The sequence below is a fragment of the Rhodococcus sp. IEGM 1379 genome (assembly GCF_030056815.1).
In the GTDB taxonomy this organism is placed as follows: domain Bacteria; phylum Actinomycetota; class Actinomycetes; order Mycobacteriales; family Mycobacteriaceae; genus Rhodococcus_F.
This window is the reverse complement of record NZ_JASHKR010000099.1, coordinates 1-14,562: the sequence shown is the minus strand read 5'-3', so window position 1 is coordinate 14,562 and position 14,562 is coordinate 1. Positions and strand designations below refer to the sequence as shown.

14 protein-coding genes and 1 pseudogene are annotated in these 14,562 nt (G+C 62.0%); all 15 read right to left on the bottom strand.

The features are described from left to right. Positions 1-304 (bottom strand): annotated as a pseudogene (locus QM600_RS26465) (hypothetical protein); the annotation flags it as partial. Between the two features lie 104 nt (positions 305-408). After that, positions 409-1,128: an SMC-Scp complex subunit ScpB gene (gene scpB, locus QM600_RS26460; RefSeq protein WP_283264740.1), complete on the bottom strand. Its 720-nt coding sequence runs from the start codon at positions 1,126-1,128 to the stop codon at positions 409-411. Further along, entirely contained in the window at positions 1,125-1,940 is an 816-nt protein-coding gene (locus QM600_RS26455; protein WP_283264738.1) for a segregation and condensation protein A, read from the bottom strand. Before QM600_RS26455 ends, scpB begins: the two co-directional genes overlap by 4 nt. Beyond that, positions 1,937-2,812 (bottom strand): ParA family protein, encoded by an 876-nt coding sequence (locus QM600_RS26450; RefSeq protein ID WP_502943111.1) that lies wholly within the window; start codon positions 2,810-2,812, stop codon positions 1,937-1,939. Before QM600_RS26450 ends, QM600_RS26455 begins: the two co-directional genes overlap by 4 nt. Before the next feature lie 192 nt (positions 2,813-3,004). Continuing rightward, positions 3,005-3,928: a site-specific tyrosine recombinase XerD gene (gene xerD, locus QM600_RS26445; RefSeq protein ID WP_283264734.1), complete on the bottom strand. Its 924-nt coding sequence runs from the start codon at positions 3,926-3,928 to the stop codon at positions 3,005-3,007. Between the two features lies 1 nt (position 3,929). Next, positions 3,930-4,562 (bottom strand): NUDIX domain-containing protein, encoded by a 633-nt coding sequence (locus QM600_RS26440; protein ID WP_283264732.1) that lies wholly within the window; start codon positions 4,560-4,562, stop codon positions 3,930-3,932. 6 nt (positions 4,563-4,568) lie between these two features. Beyond that, positions 4,569-6,326, bottom strand: a complete 1,758-nt coding sequence (pyrG, locus tag QM600_RS26435; RefSeq protein WP_283264731.1) for a CTP synthase — start codon at positions 6,324-6,326, stop codon at positions 4,569-4,571. 142 nt (positions 6,327-6,468) lie between these two features. Further along, on the bottom strand, positions 6,469-7,419 hold the full coding sequence (locus QM600_RS26430) for a copper transporter (protein ID WP_283264729.1): 951 nt from the start codon (positions 7,417-7,419) through the stop codon (positions 6,469-6,471). Beyond that, on the bottom strand, positions 7,416-8,600 hold the full coding sequence (gene steA, locus QM600_RS26425; RefSeq protein ID WP_283264727.1) for a putative cytokinetic ring protein SteA: 1,185 nt from the start codon (positions 8,598-8,600) through the stop codon (positions 7,416-7,418). The genes QM600_RS26430 and steA overlap by 4 nt, the downstream gene beginning before the upstream one ends. A gap of 89 nt (positions 8,601-8,689) precedes the next feature. Continuing rightward, positions 8,690-10,465: a DNA repair protein RecN gene (recN, locus tag QM600_RS26420; protein WP_283264725.1), complete on the bottom strand. Its 1,776-nt coding sequence runs from the start codon at positions 10,463-10,465 to the stop codon at positions 8,690-8,692. Positions 10,466-10,468: 3 nt separating this feature from the next. Continuing rightward, positions 10,469-11,416: an NAD kinase gene (locus tag QM600_RS26415; protein WP_283264723.1), complete on the bottom strand. Its 948-nt coding sequence runs from the start codon at positions 11,414-11,416 to the stop codon at positions 10,469-10,471. Further along, positions 11,413-12,243: a TlyA family RNA methyltransferase gene (locus QM600_RS26410; protein ID WP_283264721.1), complete on the bottom strand. Its 831-nt coding sequence runs from the start codon at positions 12,241-12,243 to the stop codon at positions 11,413-11,415. The genes QM600_RS26415 and QM600_RS26410 overlap by 4 nt, the downstream gene beginning before the upstream one ends. Position 12,244: 1 nt before the next feature. After that, positions 12,245-12,487, bottom strand: a complete 243-nt coding sequence (locus QM600_RS26405) for a hypothetical protein (protein ID WP_283264719.1) — start codon at positions 12,485-12,487, stop codon at positions 12,245-12,247. Positions 12,488-12,562: 75 nt separating this feature from the next. Beyond that, positions 12,563-13,546: an HAD-IIA family hydrolase gene (locus tag QM600_RS26400; RefSeq protein WP_283264717.1), complete on the bottom strand. Its 984-nt coding sequence runs from the start codon at positions 13,544-13,546 to the stop codon at positions 12,563-12,565. Continuing rightward, a complete protein-coding gene (locus tag QM600_RS26395) occupies positions 13,543-14,448 on the bottom strand; it encodes a hypothetical protein (RefSeq protein ID WP_283264715.1) in 906 nt (301 codons plus the stop codon). Before QM600_RS26395 ends, QM600_RS26400 begins: the two co-directional genes overlap by 4 nt. Positions 14,449-14,562 lie beyond the last annotated feature (114 nt).

Here is a 14,562-nt window from a genome sequence, read left to right as displayed (position 1 = left end):
CCACGAGGGGCTTCGCTGCGTGCGCCACGGGGAGCGTCATTGCGCGATCCGTAGGAATTGTCGCTACGGGCTCCGCGGGGAGCTTCGCTACGTCCACCACGAGGGGCGTCGCTGCGTGCACCACGGGGAGCGTCATTGCGCGATCCGTAGGAATTGTCGCCACGGGCTCCGCGGGGAGCTTCGCTGCGACCACCACGAGGGGCTTCGCTACGACCACCACGTGGGGCGTCGTTGCGGCCACCACGTGGGGCGTCGTTGCGGCCACCACGCGAGTCGCGGGAGTTGTTACGGTCCGGTGTGCCATCTCGGCGAGCGGGATTGTTCACTTTTTTCCTGTCAGTTTTTCTTTGTTTCCCGAGTATCGTCGGGTCTTTCTTCTGCGCTGACGACCGACCCGGGGATGCCCGGTCAGTCGTCGACTTCGGTGTCCACTACGTCGGTGGTCACTTCCGTCTTGTTCATTCTCGCAAATCGCGGATCGGATTCCAGACTTTCGCTGATGTCGTCGATCAATTCGACATCGGGCAAGAGCGGTGCCAACTCCGGAAGCTCGCTCAGCGAAGCCAGTCCGAGCCGTTCGAGGAACAGTTCGGTGGTGGAGTACCGTGTCGCGTTGGTGTCCGGGTCGGGCCCGGCTTCCGCGATCAGTCCGCGGGCGAGGAGTGTGCGTACCACCCCGTCCACGTTGACGCCTCGTACTGCACTGATCCGCGCACGAGTCAACGGTTGACGGTATGCGACTATCGCCAAAGTTTCCAATGCTGCGCGCGTCAATTTGGTGCGGGTGCCGTCCAATAGCAGCATTTCCACGTATGGGGCAAACTCCTGCCGGGTGTACAGACGCCAGCCGTCGCCGGCGTATCGCAGGTCCATTCCGCTGCCCCGAGCCGTCAGCGCAGCCGACATCAGCTTGAGACGTTCTTCGACGCGAGCCGAATTTGTGCCGGTCACCGAGGCCAGTTGAGATACTTCCGCCGGCGAATCTACGACCAGGAGTAACGACTCCAATACTGCGTCGAGGCGGTTGTCGTCCAGGTCAAAATCCGGTGCCGACACCTTCTCGTTGCCAGGCGCCTCGTTTGTAGCGTCTAGCTGGGAAGACGTCACATCTTCCGGTTCGGTACTCATCCCTGATCCTCTTCTGTAACCGGTGCGATGTCGTCGTTGCCGGTCCATGTCACCAGGAGTTGCCCCAGCGCTTCGGGCTGGTCGAAAATGATGACTTTTCGTCGATACAACTCGAGTAGCGCCAGAAAGCGCGCGACGATTTCGACGGTGGCATCGCAATCGTCAACCAAGTCGGAGAACGGCGTCCACTCGCCTGCCCCGCGCTCGCGAAGAAGTTCGAGTATTCGCTCGGCCTGTTCGGGTATCGAGATATTGGACACATGGAGGTGCTCGAGGCCCACGGTAGGCACCGGACGAGGCGTGAACACCGTCGCGGCAATCTCCGCAAAGCGCTGCGGATTCACCCCCAACAACACCTCCGGCAGCAACGACGTGAACTGATCTTCGACGGATACCGACCGCGGATAGCGTCGTAACGCGGCATCCTCGAGTTCCCCGAACAGAGCTGCCATTTGTTTGTAGGCCCGATATTGAAGCAACCGTGCAAACAGCAGATCCCGCGCTTCCAGCAATGCCAGGTCCTCGGAGTCCTCGACCTCGCCGGCGGGCAGGAGTCGAGCGGCTTTCAGATCGAGAAGCGTAGCTGCGACGACAAGAAACTCGGTGGTCTCGTCCAGACCCATCGCGCTACCCAGTTTCCTGGTGTACGCGATGAAATCGTCCGTGACCGTGTGCAGCGCAACCTCGGTGAGGTCGAGTTGACGTTGGTTGATCAGGTTCAGCAGTAGATCGAACGGCCCTTCGAAATTTCGAAGCGTTACGCGAAACTCTGCAACAGCGGCCGAATCTTCTTGCGGTGTAATCAGTTTCACTTACGACCAGACCGGTGGATCACTTCACGAGCCAACGCTCGATACGCCTCTGCCCCAGCTGACTTGGGCGCCCAGGTGGTAATCGGTTCACCCGCCACACTGGTTTCGGGGAAGCGCACGGTTCGGTTGATGACCGTGTCGTAGACGACGTCGCCGAATACCTCGACGACGCGGGCCATCACCTCGCGGGCATGCAGCGTTCGTGAATCGAACATTGTCACGACGATACCGGCCAATTCGAGCTTGGAATTGAGCCGATCGTGCACCTTTTCGACGGTGTCGTTGAGCAACGCCAGTCCGCGCAAACTGAAGTACTCGCATTCCATCGGAATGATGACGGAATCGGCGCAGGCCAGAGCGTTGACCGTCAACAAACCCAGCGACGGTTGGCAATCGATAAGTACGTAGTCGTAGCGATCCAGAATCGGGTGCAATACGCGTCCCAGAGTCTGCTCGCGCCCTACCTCGGTGACCAGTTGAATCTCCGCGGCGGACAAGTCGATATTGCTCGGCAGCAGGTCCAGTCCGTCGATTCTGGTGCGCATCAGTACGTCGTCGATGGGGACACGCGGTTCGACCAGCAGATTGTGAACGGTGAGTTCGAGATCGTGGTGCTGAACTCCCAGACCGGCAGACAACGCTCCCTGTGGATCGAGGTCCACCAACAACACTCGTCGCCCGTACTCGGCCAGCGCAGCACCGAGATTGATGGTGGACGTCGTCTTACCGACGCCACCCTTCTGGTTGCACATCGCGATGATCATCGCGGGACCGTGGTGCGCCAACGACGTAGGCATCGGTACATCACGTACCGGCCGGCCCGTGGGACCCAACTCTGGCTCTAATTCTCCGGAAGGGACGCTGGAGGGGATAGTGACATGCGGCGGCGCGGACTCCGCCGCTGATGGCTGCGATGTCGACACGGTCCGATGCTCCCCTGTTCTTTCGGTGGTTGCTCTCGGCGCCGCAACCCCTGAAAAACCTCTCAGGGACCACTCGCGCGCTTTGAACGCTACCGCTTCCACGCCCGATTTCTCTCACAGACACGCATTGTTGCCACGCGCCTATCGCGCACGTGGGTGTGCCTGCGCCCACACTTCTCGCAGCGCAGTCACCGTGACCAGGGTGTAAATCTGCGTCGTGGTCACCGATGCGTGACCGAGAAGTTCCTGTACGACGCGGACATCTGCCCCGCCGTCGAGTAGGTGGGTGGCAAACGAGTGCCGCATGGTGTGCGGGGAGACGTCGGCCTTGATTCCGGCGGAGAGAGCCGCGTCGTGGAGAATCTGCCAGGCACTTTGACGTGACAGTCTTCCGCCACGGACGTTGAGGAACAGCGCCGGCAATCCCCGCGTCGCCAGAGCGGGTCGCCCTCGGACCAGATACGCGTCGACGGCTTCGATCGCGGGCCGCCCAATAGGAACTACCCGCTGCTTACCGCCCTTGCCCTTCAAGAGCACTGAACGGGACTCGGTGTCGATGTCGTCGACGTCAAGGTCGACGGCTTCGGTGATGCGTGCGCCCGTGGAGTACAGCAGTTCCAACAGCGCTCGATCTCGTAGGTCACGGGGACCGTCGCCGGTTGCGCCACCACCGGAAGCCTCGAGCAGAGCGATGACGTCGTCGAGTGAGAGTGCCTTGGGCAGTTTGCGCCCCGGAGTCGGCGGTTTCACGGATCTGGCAACGTCGACGTCGACCAGACCTTCTGCGGCGCAGAACTTGTGGAAACCGCGAACCGCGATCAAGGTGCGTGCGGCAGAACTCGACGCCAAGGGGACCACGCCGGATTCCTTGTCGCCCCGGCGCAATGACGTCACGAATTCCGTGACGTCGCCTTCACCGACACGCGAGACGTCATCGATGCCGAGTGCGTTGAGATATTCGACGTACCGGAACAGATCCCGTCGATACGAGAGAAGTGTGTTGCGAGCAGATCCTCGCTCGACCGCTAGATGGTCGAGAAACGAATCCACCTGTCGGGCAAGCACATCAGGCCCGGGCCTTGCGTTCCCCGAATGCCGTCGGACGATCCGGCCACGGAGCATCGGCAGGCCGCAAAGCCGTACCCGAGGAGCGCGCCGCAACGAGGGCGAGAATGCCCGATACGGCCGTGGCATTCACCAGATCACCGCGTAGCGCCATGTCGACGGCCTCCGACAACGGCACACGGGCAATCTGCAGGTCGGCTTCTTCGTGTTCCGGATCTTCACGGTCGACGTCGTGCAGGCCCTCGGCGAGGAATACCCGAACGGCTTCGTCGGTAAATCCGGGTGAGAGTGCAACGTCGACGAGCACCGACCAGCGATCTGCGCCCAGTCCGGTCTCTTCGCCTAACTCACGTGCGGCAGCATCCACCGGATTCTCACCCGGTGCATCCAGCAGACCAGCCGGGATTTCCCACAGCCGATGGCCGAGAGGATGCCGGTACTGGTGGATCAGAACAAGATTGTCGTCGGCGTCGACAGCAACCACCGCTACCGCGCCGTGATGTTCCACGACTTCCCGATCGGCCCGATGATTCCCCGGCATCACCACGGAGTCCACCCGGAGCGCGATGATCGCGCCCGAGTAGATGGTGCTGGAGTTGAGGGTCTCGAATTCGTGCCGACCGGGATCGCTCATGTGTGGTTAGACCTTTTCTGCGGTCTCGGCTGCGTCGAGCGCCGTTTCCGTCGCAGCGGTGTCGATGGACTCTCTACCGTGAACGTCGACGGGAAGTCGCTCTTCGAGCTTGTACTTCAAGGCTGCTTCGACAAACGCCGCGAACAACGGGTGCGGGCGGGTCGGGCGACTCTTGAGCTCCGGGTGCGCCTGCGTTGCGACGAAGAACGGATGCTGCGAACGCGGGTACTCGACGAACTCGACCAGGTGGCCGTCCGGAGAGGTACCGCTGAACTGCAAGCCGGACTTGGCAATTCGATCACGGTAGGTGTTGTTGACCTCGAAGCGGTGACGGTGACGCTCGGACACGTCCTCGGTTCCGTAAGCCTGCGCGACGACGGAGCCCTTGGTCAGGACAGCCGGGTAGGCGCCCAGACGCATGGTGCCGCCGAGGTCGGCCTCGCCCGCGATGACGTCTTCCTGATCCGCCATCGTGGAGATGACGGGGTACTTGGTGTCGGGCTCGAATTCAGCCGAGTTGGCGTCGGTGAGACCAACGCTGCGCGCGGCTTCGATGACAACACACTGCAGACCCAGGCAGAGTCCGAGCAGCGGGACCTTGCGCGCACGAGCGTAACGAATCGCGCCGAGCTTGCCTTCGATACCGCGGATGCCGAAGCCGCCGGGGATGAGGACTGCGTCGACATCGCCGAGAGCAGCCTGAGCGCCCGCTTCGGTGTCACACGCGTCGGAGGGAACCCAGGAGATTTCCACCTTGGAACGGTGAGCGAAGCCGCCGGCGCGCAGCGCCTCGGTGACGGAAAGGTAAGCGTCGGGCAGGTCGACGTACTTGCCGACCAATGCAACACGAATGGTCTCGCGCGGCTGGTGGACACGATCGAGGAGATCGCCCCAGACAGTCCAGTCGACGTCGCGGAACGGGAGTCCGAGCTGACGAACGACGTACGCGTCCAAGCCCTCACGATGGAGAACCTTCGGAATGTCGTAGATCGACGGAGCGTCGGGAGTGGAAATGCAGGCATCGACGTCGACGTCGCACATCAGGGCGATCTTGTTCTTGAGGCCCTGCGGGACGTCGCGATCGCAACGGAGGATCAACGCGTCGGGCTGAATGCCGATGCTGCGCAACGACGCGACCGAGTGCTGCGTCGGCTTGGTCTTGAGTTCTCCGGAGGGGCCGAGGTACGGCACGAGTGAGACGTGGAGGAAGAAGACGTTGTCGCGGCCGACGTCGTGACGGACCTGGCGGGCTGCCTCGAGGAACGGCTGCGATTCGATGTCGCCGACGGTTCCACCGATTTCGGTGATGACGACGTCGGGGCGGTGTCCCTGCAGATCCGGGCCGCTCATCGCGAGGATGCGACGCTTGATCTCGTCGGTGATGTGCGGGATGACCTGGACGGTGTCGCCCAGGTATTCGCCGCGGCGTTCCTTGGCGATAACCGTCGAATACACCTGGCCGGTGGTGACGTTGGCCTGACCGGAGAGGTCACGATCGAGGAATCGCTCGTAGTGCCCGACGTCCAGATCTGTTTCGGATCCGTCTTCGGTGACGAAGACCTCGCCGTGCTGGAAGGGGTTCATGGTGCCCGGATCCACGTTCAGATATGGATCGAGCTTCTGCATGGTCACGCGCATCCCTCGCGCGGTCAACAACTGTCCCAAACTCGAGGCGGTCAAACCTTTGCCGAGCGAGGAAGCAACACCTCCACTGACGAAGATGTGCTTGGTGGCGGTACGCGGGTTAGTGCGTGACTGTGGCAAAAGAGACTCCCGTGACGACTGTGCAGGGCTTGATCTGATGAAGCATGCTGGGGCCTGCCGACCCACGGGATTTCACGGTAACACCAATCGGGTGTCGACGCCTCCCGCGCGCCGACTTTCGCCCCGCGATGTGACCGGCGTATCAGCTAGTGGGCGCACCGACCGTGATTGCAGCGGCTCCCGGACCCGTTCCGTACCGTCCAGCTCCGCCGTTCAACTGCTCTTGCAATGCCAGCGAGGTCGTGATCTTGCCGGACTCGCGGTCGACATTGTCGATGGTCGTCAGACCGGCCGAGAGCGCCGCATCCGCACGCACGACGGCAACCGGACCATTGCCGTCAGCCGAGCCTGGTCGACCCGCCAAAACCGTTCCTGCGCCGCGGCCGTCCAAGGCGCCGGCAAAGCGTGCGACGACGGCCCCGCGGTTTCCGGAAGTTGTGGCGTCGTCCGCCTTGTTGTCGCCGGTGAGAACCACCGCAAGTTGCGCGGGCTTGACTGCGCCGTCGTACGCGATGAATCCGGCGCTACGCAAAGTGTCCAGCGCCAGGTTCAGTTCATCCGGAGTGCTTTGCGGTTCACTCGACGTCCCGTTCAGCAAGAGGACGGATCCGAGCAGGTCTCCCGCAAGACTGCCCTGGTCGACAGCGCCGGTCTTGAGAGTGATGCCCGCTGGAATGACGTTGTTGACGACGGTACGCAGGCGGTCACCGCCGCTGGCGTCGACAAACGAATCGGTAAGCGAGAGGCGGCCGGTCACCGCTCCACCGGATGCGGAGATCAATCGGGTGACACCGTCCAAGTCGCCCGGATCGGTATCGGGCGCGGTCACTATGACGACGGTGCGACCCGCAAGAGAATCACGAACGACGCGTCCGCCGATTGCGGCGTCGAAGCCGTCGGCGGAGTTTAGTTGTTCTGCAAGACCGTTCTTCTGGTCGTTAAGATTTTCGATCTCGTACTGCAGGTCAGCCTTGTCGTCGCGCAGACCGGAAAGCAACCCACTGGACAACATCCCCGAACCGAGAACCACGCCAATGGCGAGAGCCAGGAAAATTGCCGCTATGGAAATTGCATGTTGACGCATCGAAATCACTTGAAGAGCCCCTGAACCCACAGCGCGAAGCTGTTCCATGTTGCGATTGCCCAGTCGAGAACTTCACTACCGGCATTGGACACGACCAGCGCGACGATAACCGCGACCAGTGCGGCGAGCACCAGCAGAGCGATCGCTCCCCCGGACACCCGACTTCGATACAGCGTTGCAACTGCCTTGGCATCGACGAGTTTCGGCCCGACCTTCAGCCTGGTCATGAACGCCGACGGATTACTTTCCCGGCGCGCACGATCGAAGAATTCGTCGAGCGAGACGACATTGCCGACCGTGACGATCAACGAAGCCCCGTGATGATCGGCGAGCAACAGCGCCAGATCGGTCGGCGATCCCGTCGCCGGGAACGTCATGGCACCGATACCCAGGTCCTGGATGCGCGAAAGACCGGCGGCGTGTCCGTCCTGATCGGCCGGGAGTACCACCTCGGCTCCGGACTTGAGGGTGGCGCTGGTGATCTCTTCCGGGTCGCCCACGATCAGGTCGGGGCGGTATCCGGCTTGGCTCAGTACATCGGCACCCACACCGACACCGATCAGAATCGGCGAGTACTCCTTGATGAACGGCTTGAGGTTCTTCAAATCCAGTTCGTGATCGGGCCCGTCGGACACAACCACGACGTGGCGATCCTTGAGCTCGATGTCGACATCGGGCACACCGATGCCGTCGATGAGAAGCGGGCTCTCGGTTCGGATGAACTCGATTGTGTTGCCGGAGAACGCCTCGAGGTGATCGACCAAACCGGTCTTTGCTTCGATCATCCGGTCCGAGATCTCGGCTTCGGACTGCTCTTCGCCCTTGACCAGTGACTTCGAACCGTTGAAAACCTCGCCCTCGTGCAGGCGGATCTTGCTGCCGTCCTTGATGTTCTTGAAGACTTCACTGTCCGGCGCGTCGATCAGGACGATGCCGTTGGCGACCATCACCTCGGGACCGAGGTTCGGGTATCTACCGGAGATGGACGGCGACGCGTTGACGACGGCCAGAACTCCGGCTTTCACCAGAGCCTCGGCTGTACGACGGTCGATGTCGAGTTCGTCCAGAACGACGATATCCCCGGGACCGACACGGCGTAAAAGCTTGGCCGTATTCCGGTCGACCCTGGCGATGCCGCTGATCCCAGGCAACGACTCGGTGTTACGGGAGAGCAATGCGGGCATCTTCATGGCTTCGATGATGAACCCGAAGTCACCGCGATCGGTGGAGGCGCGCCGAATTAATTACCACATCAGTCATATACCACACCACGAATCCATCAATCTGTGACGCGTGCCGCACTTGCTATCTCCAGCAATTCCTCGGCATGCGCTCGACCAGTCTCGGTGTCGTCCAAACCAGCCAACATGCGAGCCAGCTCGACGACGCGCTCACTGTCCGAGAGTGTGCGAACGCCACTGCTCACGACGCCGCCCTCGTCGTCGACCTTGTCGACCACCAGGTGCGTGTCTGCGAATGCCGCAACCTGAGGAAGGTGCGTCACCACGATCACCTGGTGCGTACGAGCGAGCTTGGCCAATCGTCGACCGATCTCGACGGCCGCGCGCCCGCCCACGCCGGCGTCCACCTCGTCGAACACCATGGTCGCTCCGGTATCGCTACCGGCCAGCACAACTTCGAGCGCCAACATCACGCGTGAGAGTTCACCGCCGGAAGCGCTCTTGCTGATCGGCAGTGACGGAGCGCCGCTGTGCGCGGACAACCGGAACTCGACCTCGTCCACACCGCCGGAACCAGCATGCAGTTCCACTCCCCCGACATTGAGCGGAGCAGAATCCTGCGCGCCGGCAACCTGCTGGCGGACGCTCACTTCCAAACCTGCCCGGCCCATCGCCAGTCCCGCCAGTTCCGCACTAACGGATTTCGAGAGTTTTGATGCCGCCTTCACGCGCGCCGCACTGAGTTTGGCGGCCGCGTCAGCAGTAAGAGCAGCTGTCTCCTCGACCTGCTTGCTCAGCAACCCCAGAGCGTCCGACGACACATCGAGCTTGGACAGGCGTGCGCGAGCGGTCTCTGCCCATTCGAGAACACCGTCGACGTCAGCCGCATATTTCCGTGTCAGGGTCTTGAGTTCGGATTGCCTCGAAAGAAGTGAATCCAAGGCACCCGGATCGGCAGGCAATCCGGCGAGGTAGGAATTGAGATCGCCGGCCACATCGGTGACGACGGCGATCGCGTCGGCCAACCGCGCGGCCAGACCGTCCAGATCTGTATCGGTCACGGACTCGATCCGTGCCCGAGCCTCGGACATCAGGTCGAGAGCCGGTGACACACGCACCTCACCACTCGACAGATCATCACTACCGGCCAGCGCCGCGTGCGCTTCCTCGGCGGCCGACCGCAGCGAATCCAAATCACTGAGCCGGCGAACCTCGGCGACAATCGAGGCATCTTCGCCGGGTTCCGGTGCAACACCGTCGATTTCATTGAGCGCGAAGGTCAGCTGATCTGCTTCCTGCGCAAGTTCGCGGGCCTTCGACGTCCGCTCGATCAGTTCCGATCGAGCGTCGAGCCACTCCCGGCGATGCTTCCGATAACGCGTCAGAAGACTGCCGATGGTCTTGTCGCCGAAACGATCCAGCGCATTGCGCTGCTGGTCGGGACGCAGCAAACGCAACTGGTCGTTCTGACCGTGCACCGTCAGCAAGGGATCGGTGAACTCCGACAACACACCGGCCGGAACACTACGACCGCCCAGGTGAGCACGCGATCGACCGTCACTGCCTACAGTTCGGACGGCGATAATGCTGCCGTCCTCGTCACGCTCGGCTCCGGAAGATTCAAGGATTCGTACGATCTCGCGTTCGGTCGCCGGCGACACGTCGGTGACGAATCGCCCCTCGACTACTGCGCGGGACGCACCCAGTCGCACACGGCCGGCATCGGCGCGGGCACCGCTGAGCAGGTGCAGGCTGGTCACGACCATCGTCTTACCTGCGCCGGTCTCACCGGTCAGGACTGTCAAACCTTCGTGAAACTGGGCCGACGCTTCGGAAATAACTCCCAGGCTGTCGATTCGAATCTCTGCGAGCACTGTTTAAGGCTTCCTTCCTCGCCAACCGGTGACCGGAAGTTCGAACTTTCGAACCATCCGATCCGCGAAAGGCGCAGAGTCGAGGCGTACCCACTTGACTGGTTGTGCACCACGAACGACCTCAACACGGCCACCGGCCGGAAGTTCCAATGTGCGACGGCCGTCGAGAAATACGAGACCGTCATGACTGCCGGCAACGGTCTCCACTGCGATCAGCGATTCCGGGCTGGTAACCAACGGACGGGCGAACAACGCGTGCGCATTGCTCGGAACAACAAGCAGCGCTTCGAGTTCCGGCCACACGACGGGCCCGCCGGCGGAAAACGCATATGCCGTCGAACCGGTTGGGGTGGATACGAGAACTCCGTCGCAACCGAACGCGGACACCGGCCGTCCGTCGACTTCAAGTACAACTTCGAGCACACCGAGCCGAGAGCGGTTTTCTATACTCGCCTCGTTCAGAGCCCAACCGCGATCGATGATCTCGTCATCGACACGGACCACGACGTCCAAAGTCATCCGGGGTTCGACGCGATATTCTTTGCGCACTACCTGCGCCAGCGCCTCGTCGAGATGTTCGGCTTCGGTTTCCGCGAGGAATCCGATTCGACCCAAATTGATGCCGAGAACCGGAATCGACGCCTCCTGCGCCAATTCGGCTGCACGCAAAAATGTTCCGTCACCACCGAGCACGAGCACCAATTCGCAGCCGACCGCCGCGTTCGGGCCCGGATGAACAACCGTGACATCGAGGTCCGGTGCCGAGAAGCCCTCCGGCGCGTTCATCGCCTCGATACGGGAACTGTCGGCTTCGTCGACCAGTACACGCAGGCCGATTCCGGCGCGCTCGAAGATCTTCCCGACGCGTCGGGCAGTTTCGGCGATCTCCCGTCGACCGGGATGCGCAACCAACAGAATCTGACGCGGTTCGCCCCCAACAGCTTCGGTCACTGCGGCCCTTCCTCTACAGCCTTGCGGATCAGATCCTCGACCAACGGCGAGCCTTCTGCCGGCTCCTCGGGAGCGCTCTCCTTACGCAGCCAGAGGAAGTACTCGACATTTCCGGACGGGCCCGGCAGTGGACTCGCAACAACACCCAACGTCCGCAACCCGACCTTGGCCGCGGCTTCGGATACTTCGAGCACCGTCGAGATTCGAAGCTCTGGGTCGCGTACGACGCCACCGGCGCCGACGCGGTCCTTGCCGACCTCGAATTGCGGCTTAACCATCGGTACCAGATCGGCTCCGTCGGCCGTGCATGCGACAAACGCCGGTAGTACAAGTTTGAGTGAGATGAACGAGAGGTCCGCGACAACCAAGTCGACTGGGCCGCCGATGGTCTCGGCATCGATAGCGCGCACATTGGTGCGGTCGATGACGTGTACTCGCTCGTCGGACTGCAAGCGCCACACCAACTGGCCGTAGCCGACGTCGACCGCCACAATTTCTTTGGCGCCGCGCGTCAACAGAACGTCGGTGAACCCGCCGGTGGATGCACCGGCGTCCAGGCAACGACGACCCGCAACGCTGAGTCCGGATTCACCGAAAGCGTCGAGTGCGCCGATCAGTTTGTGGGCACCGCGAGAAGCCCAGGAGACTTCCTGCTCCACCTCGATTACTCGGAGCGGCGTTCCGGCTTCGATAGCGGTGGCCGGCTTGGTTGCGACGGCCCCCGAGATCAGGACTCGATTGGCTGCGATCAGCTCTTGTGCGTGATCGCGAGAACGTGCCAATCCGCGACGGACAAGTTCGGCGTCCACCCGTGCTCTGCGTGCCATGTCAGACCCTGTCCACAGAAGCGAGTGCTTGGACCAGCACCTCGTGTGCTTGTTCCAATATGTGCGCCTTGTGTGGAATCACGCCTGCTCCGTGCTGATCGTTCGGATCCTGTTCGAGACCGCCGAGACGCGCGAGTAGAGAGTCGACGTCGGAACGAATCGTTTCCGGGTCGACGGTGCGCGGTGGCCCGGGCACAGGAGATCCTGCGCTGCTATTTCCGGGTTGGGGTATCGGCGTGCTCATCGCGGACAACGCTAGTGCATGACTGTTGGTTGCGCATACATCGATACCCCCGCGAGTCGAACACACAATCGAGGGTTACAGCTGCCACGAATCTACGACGCGTTGAACTTCAGCGTCGGCGGCTTCGATGGTCGTGAAGGACGGATGCGCCCAGGCAACCGGGGACAGTGCGCGTAGCAGTGACATCTCGTCACCTACCATCGGCCCGTCCACACACAGCGCCGTCTCACGCACCGATATGGCCCACTTGGAAACGGTACCGACCAGCGATTCGACGGCCGGCTGATTCAGTGAATCCAATGTTGCGGAAATGTATGTGGGGCGCTGAACTGCAGGGGCACGCAAGATATCAGCTGGGGTACTGACACCGGTCAGAACCAACAGCGAATCCAGCGAAACTGCATGTGCGCCTTCAATATCGGTATCAAGACGATCGCCGATGACCAACGGTTTTGCGCAACCACTTCGGCGCAGCGCGTCATTCATCAACGGCGCTGCGGGCTTTCCAGCCACCAGCGGTTCTTGACGCGTCGCAGCCCGCAATGCTGCAACCATCGAACCGTTTCCGAGCACGAGTCCACGCTCGGTCGGGAGCGTGGTGTCGAGGTTCGCAGCTACCCAAAGGGCTCCGCTACGAATCGCGAGGCATGCTTCCGCCAGGATCGACCAATCGGTTGTCGTCGAATGACCCTGTACGACGGCGACCGGCGAGTCGGCAAACGCTCGAACCGGACGCAGGCCGACCGCAGTGATCTCGTCGGCCAGTGCTTCCGTACCGACAATCAGAACAGCCGAACCGGGAGCGACCCGTTCGGCTACCAGGCGTGCCGCAGTCTGAGAACTGGTGACGACGCGGTCCTCAGCGGAATCAAAGCCGAGTTCGGTCAGATGCGCTGAGACATCCGACGGTGATCGACTTGCATTGTTGGTTACGTAATACAGGGCTTGCGATCCCTGGCCCAGAGCACTCTGGGTACCAGGAATCGCATGAGCACCCGCATAGAGTGTCCCGTCGAGATCAAGCAGAAGTACGTCGTATTGGCTACGAAGCACTGTCACTGATCTTCTCCGGACAGCTCCGCAACCCGCTCTTCCGCGTCAGTATCGTCTTCGAGGTCTGCAGCAGCTGCATTGAGGAACCACTTCAGACCGTCTTCGACACGGCCGGCCGCAACAAGTGCGTCGGCATAGGCGTAGAACAGTCGAGCTGCTGCCAATCCGGTACGCGATGCGTCCAGATCGGCTGTCTGCAAGGTAACGACAGCCTGATCGAACTGACCGAGATCCATTCGAGCACCCGCCACGACAATTCGAAGCTCCGACGCCTCGTCGCCTGACAGCTGAGCCGCTTCGTCACTTCGACCGAGTTCGATCGCCCGCTCGGGACGACCCAATCCGCGTTCACAGTCGGCCATCACAGCGATCAGTCCCGGGCCACCAGCCATACGGCGGGCAGCACGAAGTTCGGACAAAGCCTCGGCCCACTCACCGGCGTGGTAAGCGGTGATGCCGGCTGCTTCACGAACAACTGCGATCCGACCGGCACGCTGACGGGCAGCACGCGCGTGAAGTAGCGCAAGTTCCGGATCGTCGTCGACCAATTTGCCAGCCATGACGAGGTGGCGCGCAACAGTGTTGGCGTTGTCCTTGTCCAAGCTCAGCAGGTCCCGACGAACTGCCGGATCCAATTCGGTCGGCTCTACATCATCGGGTAGATCTGGTTCGTCAGGACGCGCTGCCTGACGTGAATTCCGGTCGCCTTCGCGTCCACGAGGGGCGAATCCACCCTCGCCGCCGCGACGCTGTCCGCCGGACCTATCTCCTCCGTTGCCACCGCGGCGGTCGCCGCCACCGCTGCTTCGGGGACCTCGCCCGTCGTTGTCACGACGGGGGCCACCTGATTGAGGCGCTCCTCCCCCACGGAAGGACCGACGCTCGTCGCCATTCTCCGACACAGTCATTCCTTTCATACAACGCACGAAAGGGGACCCAGTATGTTGGGTCCCCTTTCGGTTAACGGGTGTTCGGCGGTGTCCTACTCTCCCACACCCTGTCGAGTGCAGTACCATCGGCGC

Coding starts and splice junctions, on each gene's coding strand:
- scpB (WP_283264740.1), bottom strand. CDS start 1,128: ATGAGTACCGAACCGGAAGATGTGACGTCTTCCCAGCTAGACGCTACA.
- QM600_RS26440 (WP_283264732.1), bottom strand. CDS start 4,562: ATGAGCGATCCCGGTCGGCACGAATTCGAGACCCTCAACTCCAGCACC.
- steA (WP_283264727.1), bottom strand. CDS start 8,600: ATGAAGATGCCCGCATTGCTCTCCCGTAACACCGAGTCGTTGCCTGGG.
- QM600_RS26410 (WP_283264721.1), bottom strand. CDS start 12,243: ATGGCACGCAGAGCACGGGTGGACGCCGAACTTGTCCGTCGCGGATTG.
- QM600_RS26405 (WP_283264719.1), bottom strand. CDS start 12,487: ATGAGCACGCCGATACCCCAACCCGGAAATAGCAGCGCAGGATCTCCT.
- QM600_RS26395 (WP_283264715.1), bottom strand. CDS start 14,448: ATGACTGTGTCGGAGAATGGCGACGAGCGTCGGTCCTTCCGTGGGGGA.